Annotated in this window: 19 protein-coding genes; 10 read left to right on the top strand and 9 right to left on the bottom strand. The window is 40.1% G+C overall.

What is annotated here, in order from left to right; translation table 11 throughout:
* The first annotated feature begins 56 nt into the window (after positions 1-56).
* From pxpA to MMU07_RS02290, 6 genes are all read left to right on the top strand, one after another.
* On the top strand, positions 57-785 hold the full coding sequence (gene pxpA / locus MMU07_RS02315) for a 5-oxoprolinase subunit PxpA (protein ID WP_241124214.1): 729 nt from the start codon (positions 57-59) through the stop codon (positions 783-785).
* 3 nt (positions 786-788) lie between these two features.
* Positions 789-1,499, top strand: coding sequence for a 5-oxoprolinase subunit B family protein (locus MMU07_RS02310; RefSeq protein ID WP_241124213.1), 711 nt, complete (start codon positions 789-791; stop codon positions 1,497-1,499).
* Positions 1,492-2,352 carry a 5-oxoprolinase subunit C family protein gene (locus tag MMU07_RS02305; RefSeq protein WP_241124212.1) on the top strand — a complete coding sequence of 287 codons (861 nt, stop codon included), beginning with the start codon at positions 1,492-1,494 and terminating at the stop codon, positions 2,350-2,352. Before MMU07_RS02310 ends, MMU07_RS02305 begins: the two co-directional genes overlap by 8 nt.
* A 207-nt stretch (positions 2,353-2,559) precedes the next feature.
* A complete protein-coding gene (locus MMU07_RS02300; RefSeq protein WP_241124211.1) occupies positions 2,560-4,071 on the top strand; it encodes a DUF4301 family protein in 1,512 nt (503 codons plus the stop codon).
* A gap of 84 nt (positions 4,072-4,155) precedes the next feature.
* Entirely contained in the window at positions 4,156-4,452 is a 297-nt protein-coding gene (locus MMU07_RS02295; protein WP_241124210.1) for a DUF433 domain-containing protein, read from the top strand.
* The gene (locus MMU07_RS02290) at positions 4,452-4,799 is read left to right on the top strand and encodes a DUF5615 family PIN-like protein (RefSeq protein WP_241124209.1); all 348 of its coding nucleotides are present in this window, start codon (positions 4,452-4,454) and stop codon (positions 4,797-4,799) included. The genes MMU07_RS02295 and MMU07_RS02290 overlap by 1 nt, the downstream gene beginning before the upstream one ends.
* Here MMU07_RS02290 and MMU07_RS02285 read toward each other — a convergent pair.
* The 5 genes from MMU07_RS02285 to MMU07_RS02265 form a co-directional block, all read right to left on the bottom strand.
* Complete coding sequence (locus MMU07_RS02285; RefSeq protein WP_241124208.1) at positions 4,786-5,700, bottom strand: helix-turn-helix transcriptional regulator; 915 nt, start codon at positions 5,698-5,700, stop codon at positions 4,786-4,788. The two genes, MMU07_RS02290 and MMU07_RS02285, sit on opposite strands and share 14 nt — an antisense overlap.
* 283 nt (positions 5,701-5,983) lie before the next feature.
* Positions 5,984-6,859: a DUF5777 family beta-barrel protein gene (locus MMU07_RS02280; protein ID WP_241124207.1), complete on the bottom strand. Its 876-nt coding sequence runs from the start codon at positions 6,857-6,859 to the stop codon at positions 5,984-5,986.
* Between the two features lie 19 nt (positions 6,860-6,878).
* On the bottom strand, positions 6,879-7,430 hold the full coding sequence (locus MMU07_RS02275; protein WP_241124206.1) for a YceI family protein: 552 nt from the start codon (positions 7,428-7,430) through the stop codon (positions 6,879-6,881).
* Positions 7,430-7,930 (bottom strand): QcrA and Rieske domain-containing protein, encoded by a 501-nt coding sequence (locus MMU07_RS02270; protein WP_241124205.1) that lies wholly within the window; start codon positions 7,928-7,930, stop codon positions 7,430-7,432. The genes MMU07_RS02275 and MMU07_RS02270 overlap by 1 nt, the downstream gene beginning before the upstream one ends.
* Before the next feature lie 225 nt (positions 7,931-8,155).
* The gene (locus tag MMU07_RS02265; RefSeq protein ID WP_241124204.1) at positions 8,156-8,692 is read right to left on the bottom strand and encodes a hypothetical protein; all 537 of its coding nucleotides are present in this window, start codon (positions 8,690-8,692) and stop codon (positions 8,156-8,158) included.
* Between the two features lie 595 nt (positions 8,693-9,287).
* Between MMU07_RS02265 and smc the strand changes: the two genes are divergently transcribed.
* From smc to MMU07_RS02250, 3 genes are all read left to right on the top strand, one after another.
* Positions 9,288-12,827, top strand: a complete 3,540-nt coding sequence (gene smc, locus MMU07_RS02260) for a chromosome segregation protein SMC (protein WP_241124203.1) — start codon at positions 9,288-9,290, stop codon at positions 12,825-12,827.
* Between the two features lie 226 nt (positions 12,828-13,053).
* Positions 13,054-13,281 (top strand): hypothetical protein, encoded by a 228-nt coding sequence (locus MMU07_RS02255; protein WP_241124202.1) that lies wholly within the window; start codon positions 13,054-13,056, stop codon positions 13,279-13,281.
* Between the two features lie 957 nt (positions 13,282-14,238).
* Positions 14,239-15,648 (top strand): TlpA family protein disulfide reductase, encoded by a 1,410-nt coding sequence (locus MMU07_RS02250; RefSeq protein ID WP_241124201.1) that lies wholly within the window; start codon positions 14,239-14,241, stop codon positions 15,646-15,648.
* Between the two features lie 824 nt (positions 15,649-16,472).
* On the opposite strand, the gene MMU07_RS02245 is transcribed toward MMU07_RS02250, so the two are convergent.
* The 4 genes from MMU07_RS02245 to MMU07_RS02230 all read right to left on the bottom strand — a co-directional run bounded on the left by MMU07_RS02245 (position 16,473) and on the right by MMU07_RS02230 (position 22,526).
* On the bottom strand, positions 16,473-18,023 hold the full coding sequence (locus tag MMU07_RS02245; protein WP_241124200.1) for a DUF1501 domain-containing protein: 1,551 nt from the start codon (positions 18,021-18,023) through the stop codon (positions 16,473-16,475).
* A 5-nt stretch (positions 18,024-18,028) separates the two neighbouring features.
* On the bottom strand, positions 18,029-19,756 hold the full coding sequence (locus tag MMU07_RS02240) for a DUF1800 domain-containing protein (protein ID WP_241124199.1): 1,728 nt from the start codon (positions 19,754-19,756) through the stop codon (positions 18,029-18,031).
* 511 nt (positions 19,757-20,267) lie between these two features.
* Complete coding sequence (gene ygiD / locus MMU07_RS02235) at positions 20,268-21,101, bottom strand: 4,5-DOPA-extradiol-dioxygenase (protein ID WP_241124198.1); 834 nt, start codon at positions 21,099-21,101, stop codon at positions 20,268-20,270.
* A 144-nt stretch (positions 21,102-21,245) separates the two neighbouring features.
* Positions 21,246-22,526 carry an alkaline phosphatase family protein gene (locus MMU07_RS02230; protein WP_241124197.1) on the bottom strand — a complete coding sequence of 427 codons (1,281 nt, stop codon included), beginning with the start codon at positions 22,524-22,526 and terminating at the stop codon, positions 21,246-21,248.
* Between the two features lie 67 nt (positions 22,527-22,593).
* Between MMU07_RS02230 and MMU07_RS02225 the strand changes: the two genes are divergently transcribed.
* Positions 22,594-23,055 (top strand): YdeI/OmpD-associated family protein, encoded by a 462-nt coding sequence (locus MMU07_RS02225; RefSeq protein ID WP_241124196.1) that lies wholly within the window; start codon positions 22,594-22,596, stop codon positions 23,053-23,055.
* The last annotated feature ends 3 nt before the right edge of the window (positions 23,056-23,058 follow it).

The raw sequence follows: 23,058 nt of genomic DNA, 5'->3' as shown, positions 1-23,058 counted from the left end.
AAAAACCAATCAGCTGCAATCCCTAATTCAACAAGTAATTTGCTAATTTTAGCCTGATGAAAAGCAGACCATTTCCATTAGATATCAACTGTGACCTTGGAGAAGGATTGCCAAACGATGGACTCCTGATGCCAATGCTTGACAGTACCAGTATCGCCTGTGGCGGCCATACAGGAGATGAAAAAAGTATTGTTGATGCTTTACAGCTTGCCAAAAAATTTGGGGTAAAAGTAGGTGCACATCCCTCCTATCCTGACAGAGAAAATTTTGGGAGAAAGCACATGAATATCGATCATAAGCTACTCCGAACAATCATTTTTAAACAAATCCAATTTTTTGAAAAACTATGTCAACGACAAGGTTTAGCTATGCATCATGTCAAGCCTCATGGTGCTCTGTATAATTTTGCTGCAATAAATGACCTAACCGCCTATGTACTGATATATTTGATGGAAGAATATTTCCCCGATGCTTTCTTATATTGTCCTGCAGAATCCCTGATGGCGGCAATGGCGATAGAATCCGGCATCAAAATCAAAAGGGAAGTTTTCGCAGACAGAAGTTATAACGATGACCTGACCTTGGTCGACAGAAGCAAACCCAAAGCATTGCTTACTGACCCTCAAGAAGTGATAGAGCATATTGGATGGATGGTTAATGAAAAAAAAATCAAAACCATCACAGGAAATTTCATTCCCATTGAGGCAGAGACCATCTGCATTCACGGTGACAATCCTGCGGCATTGAAAATTTTAAACGGCATCAGAGCAAATTTTGGTCAATAAGATATGAACATCAGGATTTTTAGGATTCACAGCAAATTAATAGAACTGGTGTGGCCAAAAGAAATTTCCCATGACATTCTTCACGAACAGCTGCAGGTTAGGAGTTTTTTTGAGAATGAGTACGCTGAGGGTATCAGAGAAATAAGGATGGGGTTCAACACAGTTTCATTGAAACTTAGGATTGAAATTAGTGAGGAGGATTGCGGTGATATACTAGAAGAGATCAATCAATTGCCAAAAATCATTGGCACATTTGCTTCCAAAATCTGGAAAATCCCAGTATGCTACTGCGCAGAATTAGGTAGAGACCTTGAAAAACTCTCCCAAATCCATGATATCAGCATCGAAGAAATCAAAAAACTCCATTCCGAAACCATTTACACTCTTCATTTTTACGGTTTTTTGCCAGGATTCATGTATCTCGGAGGATTGGATCAAAAACTGTATACACCTAGGAAGAAAACCCCAGATAGATCTATGCCACGAGGGACAGTAGCCATAGGAGGTCAACAGACAGGAATCTATCCTGCCGAAAGTCCCGGTGGATGGCATGCCATAGGCCAATGTCCAGTCAGGCTTTTTGATATCTCAAAAGAAAGACCGGTAATCCCTGCAGTGGGTGACAAAATCAAATTTGAACCTATCACAAGGGAAGTTTTCGAAGATATCCAACAACTCTCCCGTCAAGGGCTCTATTCATGGCATCATGATTAAAACACCCGCCTATATCCATTTTATCCAGCCGGGGTTATTGTCCTCCATTCAGGACCTTGGGAGATTTGGTATGGCAGTATATGGAGTCCCATATTCAGGAGTCATGGACAGGTTTTCGATGACCCAAGCCAACTATTTACTTCAAAACCAATTCTTTGATTCAGTTTTGGAAATGGGAGGTCCCGGTGCCAAGATGGTTTTTGAGTTGGCGACAAGGGTCGTTTTTGTGGGGGCGGATGCGGATATCTATTGGAATGAAAAACCCGTCAAGGCAGGAAAAATACTCGAGATTCAAGAAGATGATCTCATCCATATACGTAAATTCAGGAAAGGCCAATGGCTCTATATGGGTATTCAGGGAGGTTTTGAGTCTGAAATCGTAGCCGAAAGCAGGAGTTGGTACCCCGACATTACGCCTCAATCCAAGATTGAAAAAAGTGATTCTGTCTGTTATCTTTCTGAGGAGCGCTTCTACCCTGCCCTAAGTTCACATGCCAAAATGAACCTCAATTGGTTCAAACATGGTGAAATTAAGGTATATAAAGGTCCCGAATGGGACCAATTGCCCAAGTTGACTCAAAATAGAATCATGAAAAAGTCTTTCACTATTTCCACTTTGGTCAATAGGATGGCGTACCAACTCGAAGAAACCATAGAAAATGAGGTAGAACCCATCCTTACAGCACCTGTCTATCCCGGCACCGTTCAGTTGACTCCAAACGGCAACCTCATCATCCTGATGCGGGATGCACAAGTGACAGGGGGATATCCAAGGATATTGCATGTGGAGAACAATTCCCTCAACATCCTCTCACAAAAAAGACCGGGTGATAAAATTAACTTTAGCATTTAGAAAAAGCTTCCATTCTATATATTCAATATCTGTAAAGTCATAGAAATTGGAATACCATTTAATTCTTTTCAATCAGATATTGATAGAAATTGGATATTTTTAGATATTGATTTGTTATCGATCCTTTATTCTATCTAAACCATCAGTTTAACAAAAGAAGAAAATATTAATTCACTTTATAATTTTTGAACCAATAACCATTCAACCATGAATTTACAGCTTGAAAAGCAGATTTTGAGTCAGGGCATGTCCCTTGAAAATGCCAAAGAACAGCTCAAAAACTTCAAAGAAGGATTCCCATTTTTACCAATCGAAAGGGCTGCTACCATCGGTGACGGGATCAAATTACTGACAGATTCCGAATTGGAACATTTCCAGGAAACCTATCCGGAAAAAGCAAAGCAAAAAGAGGTGGTCAAATTTGTACCTGCAAGCGGTGCCGCCACGAGGATGTTCAAAGACCTTTTTTCTTTTGTGGAAGGGGACGGAGATATTTCCAAAAACAAGTTTGTAGACAAATTTATCAGTCAGATCGAGAAGTTTGCATTCTATGAAGACCTTGACAATACCCTTAAAAAAGAAGGCTCAAGCATCAACGAAGCTTTGGAAAACAAGGAATACAAAAAAATCATTTCAGCCTTGCTCAATGATTCGGGATTGGGATATGGAAATCTCCCCAAAGGATTATTGAAATTCCATAAATATGCTGACCACAACAGAACTCCGGCTTACGAACACCTGATCGAAGGGTGGATGTATAGTTTGGGAAAAGACAATACCATCAGGCTCCATTTTACGGTTTCTCCTGACCACGAGCCAAAGTTTAAGTCCCTGATTGCTGAAGTTCAGCCAAAGCTGGAAAAGGAATATGGGGTCAAGTTCGATATTACCTATTCGCAACAAAAGAAATCCACGGATACGATAGCGGTAACGATGGACAACGAGCCTTTTGTAGAGGAAGATGGCAGCGTTCTGTTCAGACCGGCAGGACACGGTGCATTGCTCGAAAACCTGAATGACATCGACGGGGATATGATTTTCATCAAAAACATTGACAATGAAGTTCCCGACAGGCTGAAGCAGACTACCAAGGAATATAAGATTGCAATCGGGGGATTGTTGCTTGAGATACAGGAGAAAGTCTTCGAAGCCTTGAAAAAGTTGGATCAGAATATAGATGAATCTGCAGTGTCTTTTGCCGAGAAAGTAGTTACAGACTCTTTGGGAGGAATTTTACCTGATTCCTACCAAGGTAAAAATACTGCTGAAAAAGGAAAATACCTGCACCACAAACTCAACAGGCCTTTGCGCGTCTGCGGGATGGTCAAGAATACAGGGGAACCGGGAGGTGGACCTTTTTGGGTGAAAGAGGATGACGGTTCGCTTTCCCTACAGATCGCAGAGACCGCGCAGATCGACCTTTCCAACCCAAAACACAAAGAGATTTTCTCTGCCTCTACCCACTTCAATCCCGTGGATTTGGTATGTGCCACAAAGGATTACAAGGGGAATAAATTTGACTTGTTGAAATTCAGGGATATGCGGACAGGGTTCATCACCGAAAAATCAAAAAGTGGACGCGACCTGAAGGCCTTGGAATTGCCGGGATTATGGAACGGGGCGATGGCAGGTTGGAATACTGTATTCGTGGAAGTTCCCTTGATTACCTTCAATCCTGTGAAGACTGTCAATGATTTGTTGAGAGATGAGCATCAATGAGACTGGAGATTTGAGACTTGAGATGTGAGATGGGAGATTTGAGATTTGAAATAGGTTCTAGAAAAAAAGTATTTCAAAAAATAAGTGAAAGAAAGAGCCATGATGAAAATTGTGGCTTTTTTGTTTAAATTGAATTGGCATAAAAATATTACTGCAATGACTTATCGAAACCTAATTGAAAGAAACCCTGATGTATTGTTGGGAAAACCGATAATAAAAGGGACTAGAATTTCTGTAGAACTTGTAATAAGAAAACTAGGGGACGGAAATTCCATCGAAGATTTAATGGAAAGCTATCCACATATTTCAAAAGAACAGATTTTGGCAGCTCTTAAGTTTGCGGCTGATATGATATCTCTTGAAGAAAACATCGAAGTCTAGTGATTATTTTTGACGACAACATTGAACAAAGGCTTGTATCAAAAATTGAAAATGAGGGGTTTGAATTTGTTTCAATAAAAGGGAATTATCAAGGTCTCAGTGACAAGAAAATTATTCATCTCGCAAAAGAAATGCAGGCAACTATTATCACTGAAGACAAAGATTTCGGAGAACTTTTTTTCGCAAATGGATTAAAAAATTGCTCAGTCATTTTTCTCAGGTATTCAAGAAATGAATTTGAAGAGGTTTTTAACAATTTGCTTTCTGTTTTAAATAATGTCCTTAACAAAGAGTCTTTACAATTTATCACTATCAGAGCTAAAAGTATAAGAATCAAAAAAATTTAGCCTTCTCCAACTGCTCTTCCAAATACATTTTTAGCTCCTCTCCCTCGACAACTTTAATTTCTCCCGGTAAGCCGAGGATAAAACGGGCCAATCCCGGCAACTGAGGCACTTTCCCTTCAAAAAAATATTGATTCCTGTTTTTGGTGAAGGTAAATGGCTTGGCATCCGGATACTCCTCAATCATTAATTGATAGGCTTTTTTGGAGAGTTTGAGTTGGACTGTAAACTGACTTTTGCCTGAAAATCCAAACAATCCCTGCTCCAAGGGCTGATGCAGGGATTGGTATCTGAATACCTTGGAAGTCAACAAAACCTCCCCTATCCGCTCGATTTTAAACATTTTCATTTCTTTGGTTTCCACTTCCAAAGCATAGATGGAATCGAAATTTTTATTGAATGACACAGGTTCGACCAACCTGTCCGTAATGGAATCCGAACTCATTGAATAATAATCCCTCAAGATTACCTGGTTTTGGTCTTTGATCGCATGGGAAATCAGGTCCACAAAAATCCCCAAGTTGGCATTGAAAAGCTGGTTGACACTTTGCCTAAAATCTGATCGGATATTGATTTTTTGAAGGATAGAATCTTTAAGTAGATTTTTTTGGCTGCTTTTGTTGATCAGTTCATTCATGAATCCGATTTCTTCCTCATTGAAAGTACCAAAAACCTGTTCAATAGGAATCTCCACGCGGTCCACAATCCTGAATTTGGAATGCTTTTTTTCTATTTCAAATCCCAAAGCTTCCAATAACTTGAAATAACGGTAAATCGTCCTTGAGTCTGTGTTGAGGGATTCTGCCAACCGGTGTACATTTTTCCCGATATTTCCCCGCAGAAGGTTGATGAGTTTAAAAACACGAAGAATCTTTTGTTGTTCTATGGTATTCGCTTGAGCCATGGGAGTAGAATTATGTTCAAAAGATACCGATTTAGTCAATCCCTAAATCGAAATTGACATAAAATGTCGGAGATTATTTTATTGAATGCTACTTTCACCTTTTCAATCAGACTAAAAAAGAAATTACTTTATGAGTATCCGAAATGTTGCACGTTGGGCTATAGGAGGTAGTATCACATGCGGATACTCGTCTACATACGACAGTCCCCTGTCCACCGGGTGTTTAATGGCTCCTCCAACAAATTATTGTTTGGCTATGTGCAAGATAGCAGATACACATAAATTACTTTTTGGATTTCTTTCTTCCTGTTGCAAATATCCTGTTGACATTAAAACCTATTCTGAATTCATCTCCGGGAATCCCATTACCGCCTGCCAATAAATATTGTTCATTCAGAAATTGGGAAGTGACAAAGTACATCTGAAATACATGTCCTCCCGCCTCAACATCAATTCCTACACCAAGGTTGTTTCTCAGATCGTTGTTCAGGTTTGGAATCCATTGGAGTGTCAGTGAAGACTTTCCAGTCACTTTATACTTACCGCTGAATCCCAAAGCGAGATATAGGTTTTGATCCCCTTCAATAAAGAAAATAGGATTTGGGTCAACAAAATAAGCCATCATTGGAGTTACCTGAACACTTAACTTATCCGAAAACTTGCGGGCTGCCATAAGCTGAAAAGCGTAAGATGTTCTCTCCATAAAATCAGGTGCCTGACTCTGTAAAAAACGGTAATCAGAAGAATTGACTCCTGCACCTCCCATCAAAGACAAAGAAATAGGCATGCTGTTGTCTTGAGTCTGACTTAGCAGGTGGTATCTTCCATAAAAGTTGTAGACTTTGTCCCGGCTTTGACGTGCCGCTCCGAGAGAGAATTTATCACTCAAGGCATATTCAAAACTGAACTGTATATTGGCCCCATTGTCCAAGCCCCACAAATCCTGTGCACCACCTTCCAAAGTCCCAAAAGTATGCATGATCGCAAAATGAAGTTCCTTTTTATCCATTGGTTCTACTGTAAGCAAATTGATATGCCTAGGTGCATGGAATATCAAATCAACATTTTGTTTTTCAGCAGCTAGCTTTCGCTCGAGTTGGCCAAATGAAGGAAATACTAAAGCCAACCCTGCCAAAAGGAAGAGGATTTTTAAGTTCATAAAATGATGGATTAGGTTTCTAATTCTTTTTTAAAGTAGCCTTAATGGTTACAACCTGTTCTTCTGAGAGTTCATAAAACACCACAGTAGGGATGTCGATTTTGTAATCTGAAAGGAAAACTTTGAACTGAGCTTCCAGTTTTAGTTCATTGTCAGAGACCAATGTCAACTTACCGGGGACTTCAATATCACGCTCTACACCATGTATTTTAAATTTTCCTTTGGCCATTACTTCCCTAGACTGTCCTATTACGATGTTTGGCAGGGACTCTAATTTCCCGGTAAACTCGGCAAAAGGAAATTTCTTTGTCTCTAGGTAATTTTCCCTCATATGTCTATCGCGTAATCCTATGCCTGTTTTGACGGTATTTAGGTCTACAAAAAAGTCAAGGAGGTTCTTTTCCAAATCCACCAATCCATTAAGAGAACCAGATACACCCGTGAATTCATTCAAGGAGGCTTTAGAAAGGAATTCAACGGATCCGCTTTCTGTCTTGAAGCCTTGGGCCTTGATTTCATACGGTTTTAACAGGAGAAAAAAGACCAAAGGAAAAATCAAAAACCTTTTCATCAGGTGAGATTTACAGTCAGAGTCCTGTTGTTCAGGCTAGTAGCGTAACTTCTCAGCGGTCTGTTTGCGGGTCCTGTAAGAACTGCACCTTCTGTATTAAACCTTGATCCATGGCAGGTGCAAGTAAACACATTGCTTCCAAAAGTCCAGTTTCTATCGCATTGGGTGTGGGTACAGACTGAAGTCAAAGCACTGAAAGTATTATTTCCAAGATTGACGATCAGGACCTTTGCTTCAATGACCAAAGCCCAACCTCCTGCTGTTGCCAAAGCTGTTGCCAGGTCAAGATTGACTGTGACTGAAGTGCTTGTAACGGTAATTCCGCTTCCGGTAGCGGGAGGATTGTTGGTGCCGTTTCCCGGATCTGTATCATCTGAGGAACAACCTGTAAAAAATGCAACTCCAAACAAGGACATGGCCGCCATAGTGCCGGATTTTTTGATAAAATCTCTTCTAGCGGAAGACAATTCACCTGTTTTGATTTCAGTTAATGTTTTCATTTTCGATATTGGTATTAGGGATTGGGTTTGGGATTAAAAATTAATACTTAGCTATAACGCCAAAGGCAAACAATTGTTTTTCCGAAAATCATAGAGTAAAGATTATGGCAAATGGTGCTAAACCAAATCAAACAGTATAAAATCAGTAAAAACAAAAATTTCAAACTTATGAAAGCCAAAACCGAGAACTTAAGTCTATTCTTAAATCAAAAAATAAGCTCGGCTTTAAAAATATTTCCTATTTAAAATTTCACTCAAAATCACCGCGTCTTTGATTGTCTCAGGATTTCTGAGCATTGTTTTGTATTTATTCTCTTCTTCATTTCCGTCTACAGATTCAAGAGCAATGGTAGATTTAATCCCTTCAACATGGCTGTGAATTCTTTCCTGATCTGCTAATTTAATCCTATCAGGCAGGGCTCTTTCTTCAATAACCCCTTCGTAGCTTTCATATCTCTTGATTTTTTTGACTTCTTGGACAGTCTTCGGCTTGGGCTGTTCAAATGTCCTACCTTCCTGCCTTCTTGGAAATGTTTCGGCCGATTTACCCTGACCTGAATCTTTAAGTTCTTTTTCCCTTTGGCCCTGACCTTGCCTGATTTCCTTCAGGAGATCTTCAAAAGAAACAGGCTTTCTTTGTTCCTGAGGGTTATCCGGCAAATCCGGTTGTTCCAATTCTTCAGGATTTGCTTTCTTCTTTGTCGCTGTGTAAATGAAATATGCGATTATGGCAATGATATATATGATATTTCCTAAATCCATGGAGGTCGAAATTTGATGTTACTAATATATGCATTTATATCACTTAGTCCGAAAATTAGGAAAAATGGTTGTAGTGTTTGTATTGGTTGTAGTGGTTTTCTGCTTCGCGTTGTCAGGTTATCGGGTTGTCAAGTTTTAGGAAACCGTCACTCTGAGTCCCCAACATTTGTAAATGTTCAGAAAGGGGAATGACATTTTGGAATATTGAGGTTCAATAGGAATGTGGCTTTAGCCCATTAAATAATAAAAGCCAAGCAACAAAATCGGCTTTAGCCAAAACATTGAGAAAGAATTGAGATGTCCGCAGTTCTGATGATGTCATCGGTTATGAAGTGAAGAATCTGTTCTTTCTTGGTTTTGATGGTTCTAGTTGTTGTAATTGTTGTCTGCTGCGGATTATCAGGTTATCGAGTTGACAAGTAACAGCATCGCATTTCTTGCCATCAGCCCCCTCAAAACAGTGACTCATACTTCGTACTTATTACTTACTTCACCAACTTCGTACTTCTTACTTCTTACTTCATACTTTATTCGCCTTGGTTAATTTCCGAATTCAAGTAATTTTGTCTGAAATCATTTTCAAAGAAGGTAAAGGATGCTGCTGAGTAAGCTAGAAATCAAAGGTTTTAAGAGTTTTGGTGACAGGATGGTCATCCATTTTGACAAGGGAATCACCGGAGTAGTCGGTCCAAACGGTTGTGGAAAATCTAATGTAGTGGATGCCATCCGATGGGTTCTTGGGGAACAAAAATCAAGGATGCTCCGCTCCGACAAGATGGAAAACGTGATCTTCAACGGTACCAAAAACCGCAAACCTAGCAATCTCGCAGAGGTTTCTCTGACTTTTGAAAATACCAAAAATCTCCTGCCTACAGAATACACCCACGTAACCATCACCCGGCGCTATTACCGGTCAGGAGAAAGTGAATACCTACTCAATGGCATCGCCTGCAGGCTGAAGGACATCACCAATCTCTTTATGGATACCGGCATCAATTCCAACAGCTATGCCATCATCGAGCTGAAAATGATCGATGAAATCCTCAATGACAAGAACAATTCACGCCGCGAACTTTTCGAGGAAGCTGCAGGAATATCCAAATTCAAATCCAGAAAAAAGGAAACCCTCCGAAAACTCGAAGACACTGATGCTGACCTTGCAAGGGTGGAAGACATCCTTTTTGAAATAGAAAAAAACCTCAAAAGCCTCGAAAAACAGGCCAAGCAGACAGCACGCTATTTTGAAATCAAACAGGAATACAAAGAAGCGAGCATCAACCTCGCCAAAAAATCCGTCCAAAAACATGCCGATTCGCTGATTTCTTTGAATCAAAAAGTACAGCAAGAACAAAACCGAAAGCTACAAGTCAATACCATAGTCGCGGAAAAAGAAGCCTTATTGGAATTCAGTAAGGCCGATCTGATCCTGAAAGAAAAGCTGCTTTCCTCCCGCCAAAAGACACTCAACGAGCATGTCAATAAAATCCGGCAGTTTGAAAGTGATAAGAAAATCAAAAATGAAAGACTTAGATTTCTAGAAGACCGGGCACAAAAACTCCGTGAACAGATAGATGCAGACCGCAAGTCCAACGACCGTGCAGGTTTCTCTATCAAATCGCTCGAGCAAGAAAGTGACTCTGCCCAAAAGATGCTTACCGAAAAAGAAATGATCGTCGAGGAACTGCGTGAAGCCTACGAATCCCAAAAAAGAGAACAGACCCAAATCCAAGAAAATCAAAAAGAGCTGACGAGGAATTTTTCCTACAAAAAAGACCGCGTTTACCAGCTTTCCAAAGACCAAGAAATCAAGCAAATCCAGCTTTCCACACTAAAGCAGGAACTCGAAAAGACTGCTTCTGACGATACCAATCAGGTTACCAACTTGGCAGAGTTTGAAGACAAGATGGTTTTGCTCCAGGATATCCTCGACCTCAAATCAGCCGAACTGTCCAAGATCAAGACCAAAGAGGAAGACCAAATCCAAAAAATAGAAGAAACCAACCGCATCATTGACATGATCCGCGAAGAAGTCACCCAGACTTCCAGAAAATTGGATGCGAGGCAAAATGAATTCAACCTGACCAAATCATTGGTCGAAAACCTTGAGGGATATCCGGAAGCAATTAAATTTCTGAAGAAAAATTCAAATTGGGCAAAAGACACTCCCCTCCTATCTGACATACTGACTACAGAAGAAAAGTACAGGGTCACGATTGAAAATTACCTCGAAAACTACATGAATTACTATGTGGTCGAGACTGAAGTACAGGCGATCGCAGCAGTCAACCTTTTGAGCGACTCGGCAAAGGGAAAAGCCAATTTCTTTGTCCTGGAGCATTTCAGCAGCTTTCATCCGGCACAAACCAAGCTATTTGCCAATGCCATTCCGGCAACGGAGATCATCGAATACGATGACAAATACGCAAAGCTGATCGGATTTATCCTTGATGATGTCTATATCGTCAAAGGTGAATACCAGGATTTTCCATCTGACCAATCTTCGATCTTCATCACCGAAAGTGGCAAATTTACCAAGCGGAAATTCAGCCTTTCAGGTGGATCTGTGGGACTTTTTGAAGGAAAAAGAATAGGCCGGGCCAAAAACCTGGAGAAACTCGAAAAGGAAATCAAGGAACTCAACAAGAAAGTTTCCGCGACCCGCGCCAATCTTGACGAAAAGCTCACCGACCTGCTCAAACTCAAAGAAGTCAGCTTCAAGTCGGCCATTGAAAAGCTGCAACAGGAAATCAACGAGACCAATCAGGAGTATGTCTCTGTCCGCACCAAAAAGGAACAGTTGGCCGAACTCCTTTCTTCCAATGCAAACAAACGCGAAGATATCCTGGACAGGATCGAATCTCTACAATTCAGCTTGGAAACCATCATGCCCGATCTGGAAAATGAAAAAGCTGCTTTTGAGGCTTTGGAAATTGAATTGGAAAGAATAAACCTTCAGGTCCAAACTGAAAGTGAAAGCCTCAGCCAAAAGTCTGCGGCTTTTAACCAGGAGAATATCCTGTATCACCAACAGCTCAACCGCGTCAACAGCCTTGGGCAAGAGATCGAATTCAAGCAATCAGCCTTCGAAAGCAGCAAGGAAAGGATCGAAAAATCCCAAACCGAGCATGCTTCCATTGACGCAGAGATCCGCTCTTTGCTTGATAACAACGAGATCAAAGACGACGAGCTCATCGAACTCTATGCAGAGAAGGAAGGCATAGAAAAAGGTGTCAATGAAGCAGAGAAGGATTATTATGCCTCACGTGGTGAGATCGACGATACAGACAAGCAGATCCGTGAACTCCAAAAATCCAAAGAATCGCTCGACACTTTGATCCATGAGATGCAGCAGTCCATGAATGAAGTCAAGCTAAAACTTGCAAGTCTCAAGGAAAGACTGAGTGTGGAATTTGAAATAGATTTGGATGGATTGATGGCCGATAATCCTGCTTTGGATGAAGCGTATGCCGAGATGGCCGAGTCCGATATCCGCGAAATCGTCGGCAAGGCAAAAGACAGGTTGGAAAAAATAGGCCCCATCAACCCGATGGCGATGGAAGCTTATGATGAAATCAAAGAGCGCCACACCTTTATTACCGGACAAAGAGACGACCTGATCAAAGCCAAAAACTCCCTGTTGGAAACCATCATGGAAATCGATCAGGTAGCCAAGGATACTTTTTTGGATGCCTTTGGCAAGATCAAAGAGAACTTTATCAAAGTCTTCCGCTCGCTCTTTACCGAAGAGGACCAATGCGACCTGACCTTGGTGGATCCAGGCAATCCATTGGAAAGTCCGATCGAGATCATCGCCAAACCTAAAGGCAAGCGGCCTTTGACCATCAACCAACTTTCCGGCGGGGAAAAAACCCTGACCGCCACTTCCCTGCTTTTTGCGATTTACCTTCTGAAGCCTGCACCATTCTGTATCTTCGACGAAGTGGACGCGCCGCTTGACGATGCCAACATCGACAAGTTCAACAATATCATCCAGACGTTTTCGAAAGAGTCCCAGTTTATCATTGTCACACACAACAAGCGCACCATGGCTAGTACCGACATCATCTACGGCATCACCATGATCGAAGCGGGCGTTTCAAGGGTTGTTCCGGTGGATCTGAGGGAATTGGCTTAGGGGTTTGTATTTTTCATTAGGTAAGATTTTTGACAAATGTGGGTCTCCATTGAATTGGATTCCATTTTTTTCTTTCAATTAATGCAGGAAAAAATGATGAGGAATTTGAAGTAGAACCTGTAAAAAATACAAATCACATTCCTTTTTGTGTCATGCTTGCTGTTTGTTAAGGAACGACCTTTGTAACATGAACCAAAATTCCACTCAATAAAAACGCCTACATGTTATGAAAACCGAAACCCAACTTAATGCTGAAATCTTGGCAGCAACCCTAAAAATAAAAGAATTTGCGCCTGAACTTGAGAAATTTATCGGTGAAATGCCAGTGACGATTCCTGATGCTGAAAGTGCCTTGGTCAATCACAAAATACTGTCGGATTACCTTGATTCCCTCAACCAGATACTCAAAAAGTACGAGGAAGAAAAGCTCGCCCAGTTCAAATTGAGTATATAAAGTCTCAAAAGACCAATTGATATTTAGGACAATTGCATGAGTCTTCAGGTGATTTTTTTAGTAGTTGCCATCCTTTCCAAAAACATAAAAGTAATCGCAATCAGACACCATTAAATTTTAAGTGAAAGAAAGTAATATCCATAAAAAGAAAAATTGCATGTAGGCTTTACCGCAACAAACCATAATAAAACCCAGATTGAAGTTGCATTGTATTTGCTCCACCAATGCGGACCGGCATGACTGTCAACGGTAGACCATGGACCGATTATCCCAACCTTGAATTTCAATTTTTGAGAGAATGGTAAAGTAACAAATAATCGAAAATAAAAACTTCGCCTTCTACCCAATTAGGTATGGTAAAGCATATAATAACCCCGTTCCTGCCATAACGAGAATTATCATAAAAATAAATACGCTTGTTTCGTTTGAAAACCTATGGGCTTCTGTCATTTTTCTTAGCAGGTCAAAAACAGAAAAGTATTTACTATAAGTTTTTCTCATTATAATTTTTTTAATCAGGTACTCTTACTACCAACACTTTTGTAGAAATGCTCAAAAAACCGCAAACTTTGATCGACAATTACACCTTCCAATTTAAAGTATCATTATTTACAATACTGTTTCATTCTACTTGCGGCAATAGACGGACATTTGAATCCTTGCGAAATAATTAAGAAGGCCAAATGCTTTGTTCCGAAATCAGATAGTGATGCTAGTTAGCTATTTTTAAAAAATACCTGCGTAGATGAAAATGCTACATTTCAACAAAATGTCAGATAAAGTAAATCAACTGTTTCAGCCTTGTTAAATTATCGTAAAACGACTTAGCCAATAAATTATACCCTTGGTTTTGTTTTTTTGTCTAGAAATCATAAAGTATTTTTAAGTTTATTAAATTGATCCAAAATTAGTTTCAATTTATTTCCTGAATTCAACCTTCATCAAAACCACAAACAAATGAAAAACCTAACACTATCCGCATTGGCAGCGAGCATGCTATTGTTTGCATGTAGCCAAAAACCTGAAGTCATCGACAACAGTATCAAAATCTATGGTAAACTGGACAATTCGGAATTTCCGGTCATTGTCGTGAGTTTGGATGAAGATTTAGCAAAAGATTCAGTGAAATCTGATGGTTCTTTTCAATTAAATTTTGAGTACCCAGAATCAGGTATGTTTATGCTTACCAATGGAGATTTGAGATTTAGCCTTTATTTAGATCCCGGGGACAGTATACATGTCAATGGCGATGTCAAGGAGTTTGCAAAGACTTTCATAGCGTCAGGCGATAAATCCAAAGAAAACACCTACTTGCGCAAAAAATTCAAAGCCATCAATGAGAGTGGATTGGAAAACTTTATGGAAATCATGGCCTTGAAAAAGGAAGCCTATTTTTCAAAAAAGGACAGCCTTATTTCCGTTGTCAAAAACAATTATGATTCACTGATTACAGGAAAAAATATTGACCCTGTTTTTTCCAAAATGGAAGAGTCTTACTTCATCTATCAAAGCATGTTTATGGATCAGTTATATCCAATGTACCATGCCTATATCAACAAAATCCCTCAGGATTCTGTGGATTTTCCTGTTGATGAAAACAAAAGTAAATTGCAAAGTTTGCCTTTAGACCAAAAAGAACTCCTTGGTGTGGCTCCGTATAAAAACCTGATTGACCAAAGGATCGGAGCATTGGCAGGTGAATTGATGAAAGCGGATACTACCTTAGATTATGAAAAAGTGAGTTGGATTGCCATTGATTCATTGATCAAAGACCCTACGATCAAAGACCAATTGAAATTTGAAACTTTGAAATCTACCCTTGAATATCGTGGACCGGTGAATTCAGAGGTAATGTATAATAAATTCCTCGCCGAAAATACGACTCCTAAATTTGCTGAGAAACTTGAAAAACTCAAAGCTAAGTGGGAACCTATCAGTCCCGGAAAAACGGTTCCTGATTTTGAATTTTCAGACTTGAAAGGTGAGACTGTAAGATTAAGTGACCTAAAAGGAAATCTGGTTTACATCGACATTTGGGCGACATGGTGTGGTCCATGTATTGCAGAGCATCCACACTGGGATAAAGTGAAAGAAGAATACAAGGACAAGCCTGTGGCTTTTTTGACAGTCTCTATTGATGAGACGCGTGAACCTTGGGAGAAAATGGTGAAGAACAAAAAAATGGATGGTCTTCAATGGTTTGCTCCAAACGCCTGGCAATCTGAACTTGCCCAATTCTTTATGGTAAATGCAATTCCAAGATTTCTCCTTTTGGACCGAGAAGGAAAAATCATCGATCCTTCTGCGGAGAGACCCTCAGGAAATATCAGGGAAATATTGGATACAAACTTGGAAAAAGGGGTTTAAATAGTCCTTTTTGAGTTTAAATACCATCTAAAGATATAAAAACGTCAGGCTGATTTTCCTGACGTTTTTTTCTTAAACATACAAAACAAAGTCCTTAATTTAACCATTCAGTGAAGACAACCCACAAAGCAGAAAGGTTGGAAATTCCAATTAAATAGTAAAACGTATTGTTGCTTAGGTACGGCATATACTTTGAGAAAAAATCCAATGATTTGACCCCAATTTAGGATCAAAGGAATGAGGCTGCAAACATGAGTCCAATTCCTGCCAAGAGAAGCATGATCAAAAATATAAACACACTTTTTTCGCTAGAGACCCTAAAGAACTCAAAAAATCTATAGGTGATACCAAACCCGGACGCCTTCCTGAAATCTGATTTTTTCATAATACTAATAATTGCAATAAATTATTTAATTAATACTAATCATTTAATATTAACCAAACAATGCTAAAACTAATTTTGATTTGAATTAAGTTACATAATTAGATAAAATGACCAAGATTTGATAAAATTATGGGCTCAGGTTTCAAAAAATGTGAAATCTTGTAAATTAAAAGCAATTAAAATTTGAACTAAATTTAATTTTAATTTAAAAAACCTTTCTATTTCCCACTGATTTTCGAAAATGCATTTACCCAATAATTTTCAAAAAATGGTGAATAAATTGTTTAGTCTCTTTCCAAGAGAAGCAAAAAAATTAAAATGGACCATTTTATAAAAAATAAAGGAGTCAGCCTCCCAACTGACTCCTTCTAACCAAAACTAACCAAAAAAAATAACCTTTATTTTTATAATCCCTATAATCCTTTAGGGACAAGGGCTTTTATAACTTAATCAGATGGGCTGTTGACCTTTTATAACCATCCATGACACGGAGAATATACCTGCCTGGAGGATACACGGAGAAATCAAAATTTTGATTGAACTGCCTGTTTTGGACAATTCCATCATATATTTTTTTCACTTCTTTACCTTGACTATCGATGATGTCGATTTTGACACTTCCCGAAAACACATCAAACTTAATTGTGGCAAAATCCCTGATAGGATTTGGATAGACTTTTAAATTGCTTGGTGCTTCTTTTTCAAGAGAAGTGATAATGGCATTTTTGACCACGGGGATTTCTCCAAAGTTTCCCATCAAGGTTGCTTGATTTACCGAGGAATCCGACCCAAACCATTGTGTAAGCAAAGAACTATAAACTTGTCTAAAATCATGTTGCATCGGCACATTGTCTCGATATTCCTCTGACCCATCGATCAGTGGCGCGGTACCCTTGTAGCCTCCATGAGACATATTTCCAAAGATGAACAAGGGTGCTGAAGCACCATGGTCGGTCCCGCCGCTAGAATTGGAAACAATTCTTCTTCCAAACTCGGAAAAAGTCATACCCATCACCCTGTCAGCACTTCCCAAAAACTCCAGGTCATTCATAAATGCCATCACAGCATCATTCAGGTCTTTTAACAATCGCGCATGGTCACCTTTGGTATGGTCTCCTCCATCTACTTGGTTGTCATGAGTATCAAATCCACCCATTCTAACCAAATACATTGGAGTCTTCAAACCTCCCGCAATAAGTCTTGACACTATCCTGAGCTGATTGCCAAGACGGGTATTTGGGTAGACTTTTTGTTGAGTCACCTTTTGAGCGGCACTTCTGACGACAGCCCCGTATTTCTGGGATTGCTCAGCAATAAGCCTGATATACCTCAGTTTATCTCCTGCCGGAGTATCAGGGGTTTCCTCCTGTTCATTGTCCAGTAATTGATAAAATTGGTTGGTATTGTTGATAATCATGCTAAAACCGGCCTTTTCTCCCTGAAAAAGCATAGACGAACCATACCCAATCTCCACGGCCAAAGGGTCAGGATTTTCTGCATTTGGATATCCTTCGGGGAATTGTGGATGCTTAGCTTCCAAATACCTTCCTGTCCAACCTGAGTTGATCAATTCATCTGCATCAGAACCACTCATCCAAATGTCGGTAGAGCGGAAATGCGAAAAATTCTGTTGTGGGTAACCTACTGAATGCAATACCTGAAGCCGCCCTTCTTCATATAATGACTGAAATCCGGTGAGTGAAGGATGTAGGCCAAAATCAGTTCCGTCTACCGGAAGTATACTACTTTCGGGCAACACCACATGTGGCCTGACTTTGTTGAGCTGACTGAGGTGCGCCAAAGGAATCACCGTATTGAGTCCATCATTTCCCCCTTCCAGATAAATCAGAACCAGAGCACGGTCTGTTTCATTTGCCAGATGCAAAAATTTATCTAAAGTCTGTCCAAAGCTTTTGTTGCTCATCGCTCCCAAAAAACTTGGGATCGCAAGACTGTGAGCGGCGTGTTTTATAAATGACCTTCTTTTCATAAAAATTACATCAGTTGTGCTTCTCCCATTTGCAATAAAAGCTGGAAAGCAGGTTTCAATCTATTGATCACCACAATGGCACTTTCCTGATCATTTGGAGATGCCATATAGGTAAGCCAAGCACCTGTCCAATAGTAATCCTGATCCTGTCCATTCAGCAGAAGCATTTTTACCTGATCGATCTGCGATTGACTCAATTCCAACCCAAGATTGACTAGCGCAAATTCCTTTATCAGCAAGTTTGGATCTTCAGGCGTGGTAAAACCTTTAACATATGAAAGGAGATCTGCTCCAATATTGACCGAATTGGAAATCCAATACCCCCAAAATATCATGGAATCTGACCCTATCGCTCTCTTAAGGATAGTATGGGTGTTGATCCATATTTTGTCATATTGAGGCGCCTGGTAATATGGAGTCCATCCGGCTACATTGGGTGGATCGCCTGCTTCCATGCCCATGCCACTCATGTCCCACAGAATAGCTTGGTAAAAATTCTTTTCTGCCATGGCGCTTTCAGCTACAGGCATGTCAAAATTTCGCCAAAGCCCCAATATAAAATCAAATGGACTTTTGATCATAGCCCCTATGATTTCGGGATGGTAAAAATGGGCCGAAGAAAACAGCACTTCCAAAGCCGGCAAAATATCGTAATCGTTTTGCCTGATGATATTGGCCAATGGAGTAATTACAACGGATTCAGCCGTTTCTGTAATTTCACTAGCCACAAAAAATGAGTATAACTTCCGCGCGATATGCTTTGCAGATTCATTGGTAGCAAAAATCATATCGAGCATTTCATCCAATTCTCCTGCACCTTCTTCCCCTTCTTTTCCTGAAATTAATTTATTTCCATAAAAAGCCGAAAACTGCTTATTCCCCAAATGGTGCATATCGGGATTAAAGTAAGACTGTGGTTCACCGGCTGTATGGATACTGTCCCAATCGACTGTCCAACCTGTGAGTACCCTTGCTGCGGATTGTACATCTTGTTCATTATATCCCGCATCCTTTCCTTTTCCGATACAAAAGAGTTCTTGAAGTTCACGGGCAAAATTCTCGTCAGGAGTTTCTTTGTTGTTGAACGCCCCACTTAAAAAAACCAACATGGCAGGATCAACAGTAAGGTCACGGATCAATTCCTTGAAATTGCCCAAGGAATGCCTATGAAGCATATTGATATAGCGGAAACAAGACTTGGATACAAATACATCCCACATTTTGATAGGAAGAAAATTCCACCAAAACAGCACCATCTTTTCCTGAATGCCATTGCTTGAACCCAAAATCCTCCCTATCATCCAAGACTTGAGAGCTACTATCCTATCTCCTTCAAAGTCCTCATTGAATCGCGCCTGTACAAAGCTTTGCCCAAGCGGGACATCCGGATCAATCTTGTTTTCACTTACCACATTGTAGTTGTTGACCGGCTCAGTAAATGGAGTAAATGACGCTAAAGATTCAGAAACGATAAAGTTGAGCGACTTGCCCCTCAAACCCTTCAATTCTTCCAAGGTGGCTCCAAACCGTGTCCTCTTGATAAAATGAACCAAATGTGTATCAGTCAATTCCCCTGAAAAAGGCTCTAAGCCGGCATCTATATTCTTTAATCTGGCATTGGAATATGCATTGGGATCGGCAGGAGTCCTCAATGCTGATGTCAAATCCAAAGGTGTAACCTTTTGGTATTTTGCTTGCAGGTGTCTATACTGACCAGGTCTGATTGGAAACATATGAACTTGTTATACTTAAAAAAAAGATTTGCCTTGCAATTTTCCCATGGACCGGAACACTTTCAAAAGCGAGATATTTTGAAAGAATCCTTTGTTTGATATTTGTTTTATATGAACAAGTTGTCAAAAAACAGCTCTTCAATTTGCATTTATTACCTTGGGGAATAAGCAATTATACTGAAAAGTATATATTTTACAGATACAGCGCAATAACCAATTAAAAATTTCTTTTTGATAAAAAGTAATCTGACTTTGGTAGAAAAAATATTGTATTTCGGATCAAAAAAATAATTTGGTGTATATCCCATTAATTGCACATGGCCAAAAAATAATGATTGGGAAATGACTAGCTATTATGTAAACAGGGGACTGTCCTTCGTGGACAAGGATCTGCATCCAATAAAAGTCCTTGTAAGCCTAAGTCACAACATTGCGGATACCCATATGATTTTGGCGAGTTCCTGTTCCCCAAAAACATTTGATTATCAAAAATTAATTCCATTTCGTCTTCTTAACCAAACCTGACTGAAGTCATGGTCAAGGAACCTCCCACCGCTTTGTCATTGAAAAATGAGATCTCTTCTTTTTCTCCCTGAATTCCCAAAAGGTACAAAAGTGGAAAATAATGGTCGGGTGTGGGAATGGCAAGCTTACCGGCATGGCCAAGATTTCTATAATCTATCAAATCGCGATGGTCCTTTGATTCGATTTTGGACTTAAATAAGGCATTCATTTCCAAAGCCCAATCAAAGCCAAACTCAGGTTCATTCAATTTGTCCCAAGCCACCATCCGGAGATTATGAACCATATTCCCACTACCGATAATCAGCACTCCCCTTTTCCTTAATTCTCCCAACTCCTTTCCCAAACGGTAATGAAAATCCGGGCTTTCATAATAATCAATACTGAGCTGCAGCACCGGGATATTGGCCTCAGGATACATGTGCCTCACAACCATCCAAGTACCATGGTCCAAACCCCATTCGTGGTCCAATCCAACCGGAACTGTTGTAATCAGTTCTGTGGTTTCCTTTGCCATTGACGGACTGCCTGGGGCGGGATATTGCACTTCAAATAATTCTTGTGGAAATCCCCCAAAATCATGGATGGTTTTGGGATGGGTCATCGCAGTGATCCAAGTTCCTCTTGTCAACCAATGCGCAGAAACCACCAAAACAGCTGAAGGTTTTGGAATTTCCTTTCCCAAAACAGACCACTGCCGGGAAAATTCATTGTCCTCGATACCATTCATCGGAGACCCGTGCCCAATAAAAAGTGCAGGCATCAAATGGGTTGATTTTTGGTCTTGCGACCAATTGTAAAGGTGTTTAAGCGAACCGGACATTGATATTTGTTTAAAATGATATTGATTGATATTGGATATTGGTTGATATTGTGTCAGGGATCAAACTTTTGTTTGATTACTTCTTCAGTCTAGTGTCTTTGGTCCAAATAAAGAAGAAGAATTGACTTATCATCATCAAAATCCTTATTGATCTGCATTTTTCACCCAATAATTCAGAAAGCCTGTCGGGGTTTCCAATACGACTTTGGCATTTTGGAATGCGTGGTTTGAAATGTCAAATTCGGCGGATTCATCTTTTAAGTTTACTTCCCCGAGCAGGATATATTCATCCTTCTTCCCATACCTGAATTGATTTCCAAAGGTGATCCAAGCTTTCCCAACCTGTTTTTCACCCAAATCCTTCCAATTGATTTTCAATCTTCCTCCTTCAATTTTTCCAGAAAGATCTGAAGCCGATACCTCACCCAATAAGGAAACCCCATCCAACTCCATGGCATGTTCTCTTGGAATTGGAATACTGAGATACCCTGCCACCGTAGGGAAAACATCTACTATCGTGGGATTAAGATCAAAACGCCGATTGAATTTAGAGTTGCTTGCGATCCAAATTTCCCTTTCGGCATCAGACTGCCCACCATGATGGAATCCCCCCTGTGCCCTACCATGGTCTGTCGTCACGATCAGCAAGTATTCTTCTTGGTGGTTCTTCTCCCTTTCCTGAATTGCCTTCCAAATTTCCCCCAATTGCCGGTCTGCTTCTTGAACAGCAGCATCCATTTCGGGACTATTTCCATAGCGATGCCCCATGTCGTCGGTGTATTGCAGGTAAACCCAAGTCAAATCAGGAGCTTCTGTGCTGATATCTTCCGCGGCTTTTGAGGCTACCAATTTATCTATCTCATGGATATACCCGCTTAAAGTGTCGTGAGGAAACCTTACCGTGTCCAGTTCCAATCCGTCAAAGTAAAAATCCAATTTCAACTTACCAGTTTCTAGCAATCCTTCACCAAGCAATTTGGTTCGATTGTCTAGCCAGGTAGAATAGATGGCTATGGTCTTTTGGGGATAAAATTCCTTAAAATGCCTAAAAATACTCCAATAATGGTAATTGGGGAATTGGATGTTATTGTCCTTGACATTGTGTTTGTTGACCCAGGTTCCTGTCAGCATGCTGTTATACCCGACTGCAGAAATGGTCGGTGTCTCGGAATATCCGCCCTTTTCTCCACCAAGCCATGCACGCGCATATCCACCGGCAGAAGTAATGCTGTCGAGATTTGGCGTCGAAACTTTTTCGATTACTGAAGCAGGAATTCCATCCAAAATCACCAAAACAACCTTCCTTGATTTTTGATCGGTATTTTCGGTGCAAGAAATTGTAGCCACCATCAAAAAAATCACCATGCAAAGAGAAAGGATGCTTTTTGCATATCCTGCCGGAAAATCGCTACAGTTTAGAGCCATATGGTTTCAAAATTGATTGTTAAATTCCTTAAATTTAAAGGGATTTTGATCAGGCTTCCAACCACCGATGGATAAAAAACCATTTATAGCAAATGATTATCTCCTTCAAAAATTTGAAGGCAAAGGAGGATGGACTTATGCCCTGATACCGGAAGTCTCCAAAGAAAAACGGTTTCCCTTTGGCCTAAAGAAAGTGAGCGGCAGCATTGATAATTTCCATCTTGAGAATTGCACGCTTATGCCCTTTGGCAACGGACAATTGTTTCTACCTGTCAAAGCTGAAATCAGAAAATCCATCAAAAAAGAGGCAGGGGACTGGGTGAGGATTATACTTTTTGGGGAAGAAAGTCCGGAGGTGATTCCCGGCGATATCTTGGAATGTCTCAAAGAAGCCCCAAATGCCTACAAAAGATTCATGGAACTTGCGGATTGGGAGCAAAAAGATGAGATAGATGCCATCTTAGAGGCTAAGAGGCAGGACACCAAAGTTGAAAAAATCGTCAGGTTGATAGATAAGCTTAACTATTGAAAT

This window comes from Cognataquiflexum nitidum, assembly GCF_022538055.1.
Taxonomy (GTDB): Bacteria; Bacteroidota; Bacteroidia; order Cytophagales; family Cyclobacteriaceae; genus Cognataquiflexum; species Cognataquiflexum nitidum.
The sequence above is the reverse complement of the archived record's forward strand: the minus strand, read 5'-3'. Positions and strand labels throughout refer to the sequence as shown.

Bases quoted from the DNA above. Each gene is read 5' to 3' on its own strand.
- pxpA (WP_241124214.1), top strand. From the start codon at position 57: ATGAAAAGCAGACCATTTCCATTAGATATCAACTGTGACCTTGGAGAA.
- MMU07_RS02310 (WP_241124213.1), top strand. From the start codon at position 789: ATGAACATCAGGATTTTTAGGATTCACAGCAAATTAATAGAACTGGTG.
- MMU07_RS02305 (WP_241124212.1), top strand. From the start codon at position 1,492: ATGATTAAAACACCCGCCTATATCCATTTTATCCAGCCGGGGTTATTG.
- MMU07_RS02300 (WP_241124211.1), top strand. From the start codon at position 2,560: ATGAATTTACAGCTTGAAAAGCAGATTTTGAGTCAGGGCATGTCCCTT.
- MMU07_RS02285 (WP_241124208.1), bottom strand. From the start codon at position 5,700: ATGGCTCAAGCGAATACCATAGAACAACAAAAGATTCTTCGTGTTTTT.
- MMU07_RS02280 (WP_241124207.1), bottom strand. From the start codon at position 6,859: ATGAACTTAAAAATCCTCTTCCTTTTGGCAGGGTTGGCTTTAGTATTT.
- MMU07_RS02275 (WP_241124206.1), bottom strand. From the start codon at position 7,430: ATGAAAAGGTTTTTGATTTTTCCTTTGGTCTTTTTTCTCCTGTTAAAA.
- MMU07_RS02270 (WP_241124205.1), bottom strand. From the start codon at position 7,930: ATGAAAACATTAACTGAAATCAAAACAGGTGAATTGTCTTCCGCTAGA.
- MMU07_RS02265 (WP_241124204.1), bottom strand. From the start codon at position 8,692: ATGGATTTAGGAAATATCATATATATCATTGCCATAATCGCATATTTC.
- smc (WP_241124203.1), top strand. From the start codon at position 9,288: ATGCTGCTGAGTAAGCTAGAAATCAAAGGTTTTAAGAGTTTTGGTGAC.
- MMU07_RS02255 (WP_241124202.1), top strand. From the start codon at position 13,054: ATGAAAACCGAAACCCAACTTAATGCTGAAATCTTGGCAGCAACCCTA.
- MMU07_RS02250 (WP_241124201.1), top strand. From the start codon at position 14,239: ATGAAAAACCTAACACTATCCGCATTGGCAGCGAGCATGCTATTGTTT.
- MMU07_RS02245 (WP_241124200.1), bottom strand. From the start codon at position 18,023: ATGAAAAGAAGGTCATTTATAAAACACGCCGCTCACAGTCTTGCGATC.
- MMU07_RS02240 (WP_241124199.1), bottom strand. From the start codon at position 19,756: ATGTTTCCAATCAGACCTGGTCAGTATAGACACCTGCAAGCAAAATAC.
- ygiD (WP_241124198.1), bottom strand. From the start codon at position 21,101: ATGTCCGGTTCGCTTAAACACCTTTACAATTGGTCGCAAGACCAAAAA.
- MMU07_RS02230 (WP_241124197.1), bottom strand. From the start codon at position 22,526: ATGGCTCTAAACTGTAGCGATTTTCCGGCAGGATATGCAAAAAGCATC.
- MMU07_RS02225 (WP_241124196.1), top strand. From the start codon at position 22,594: ATGGATAAAAAACCATTTATAGCAAATGATTATCTCCTTCAAAAATTT.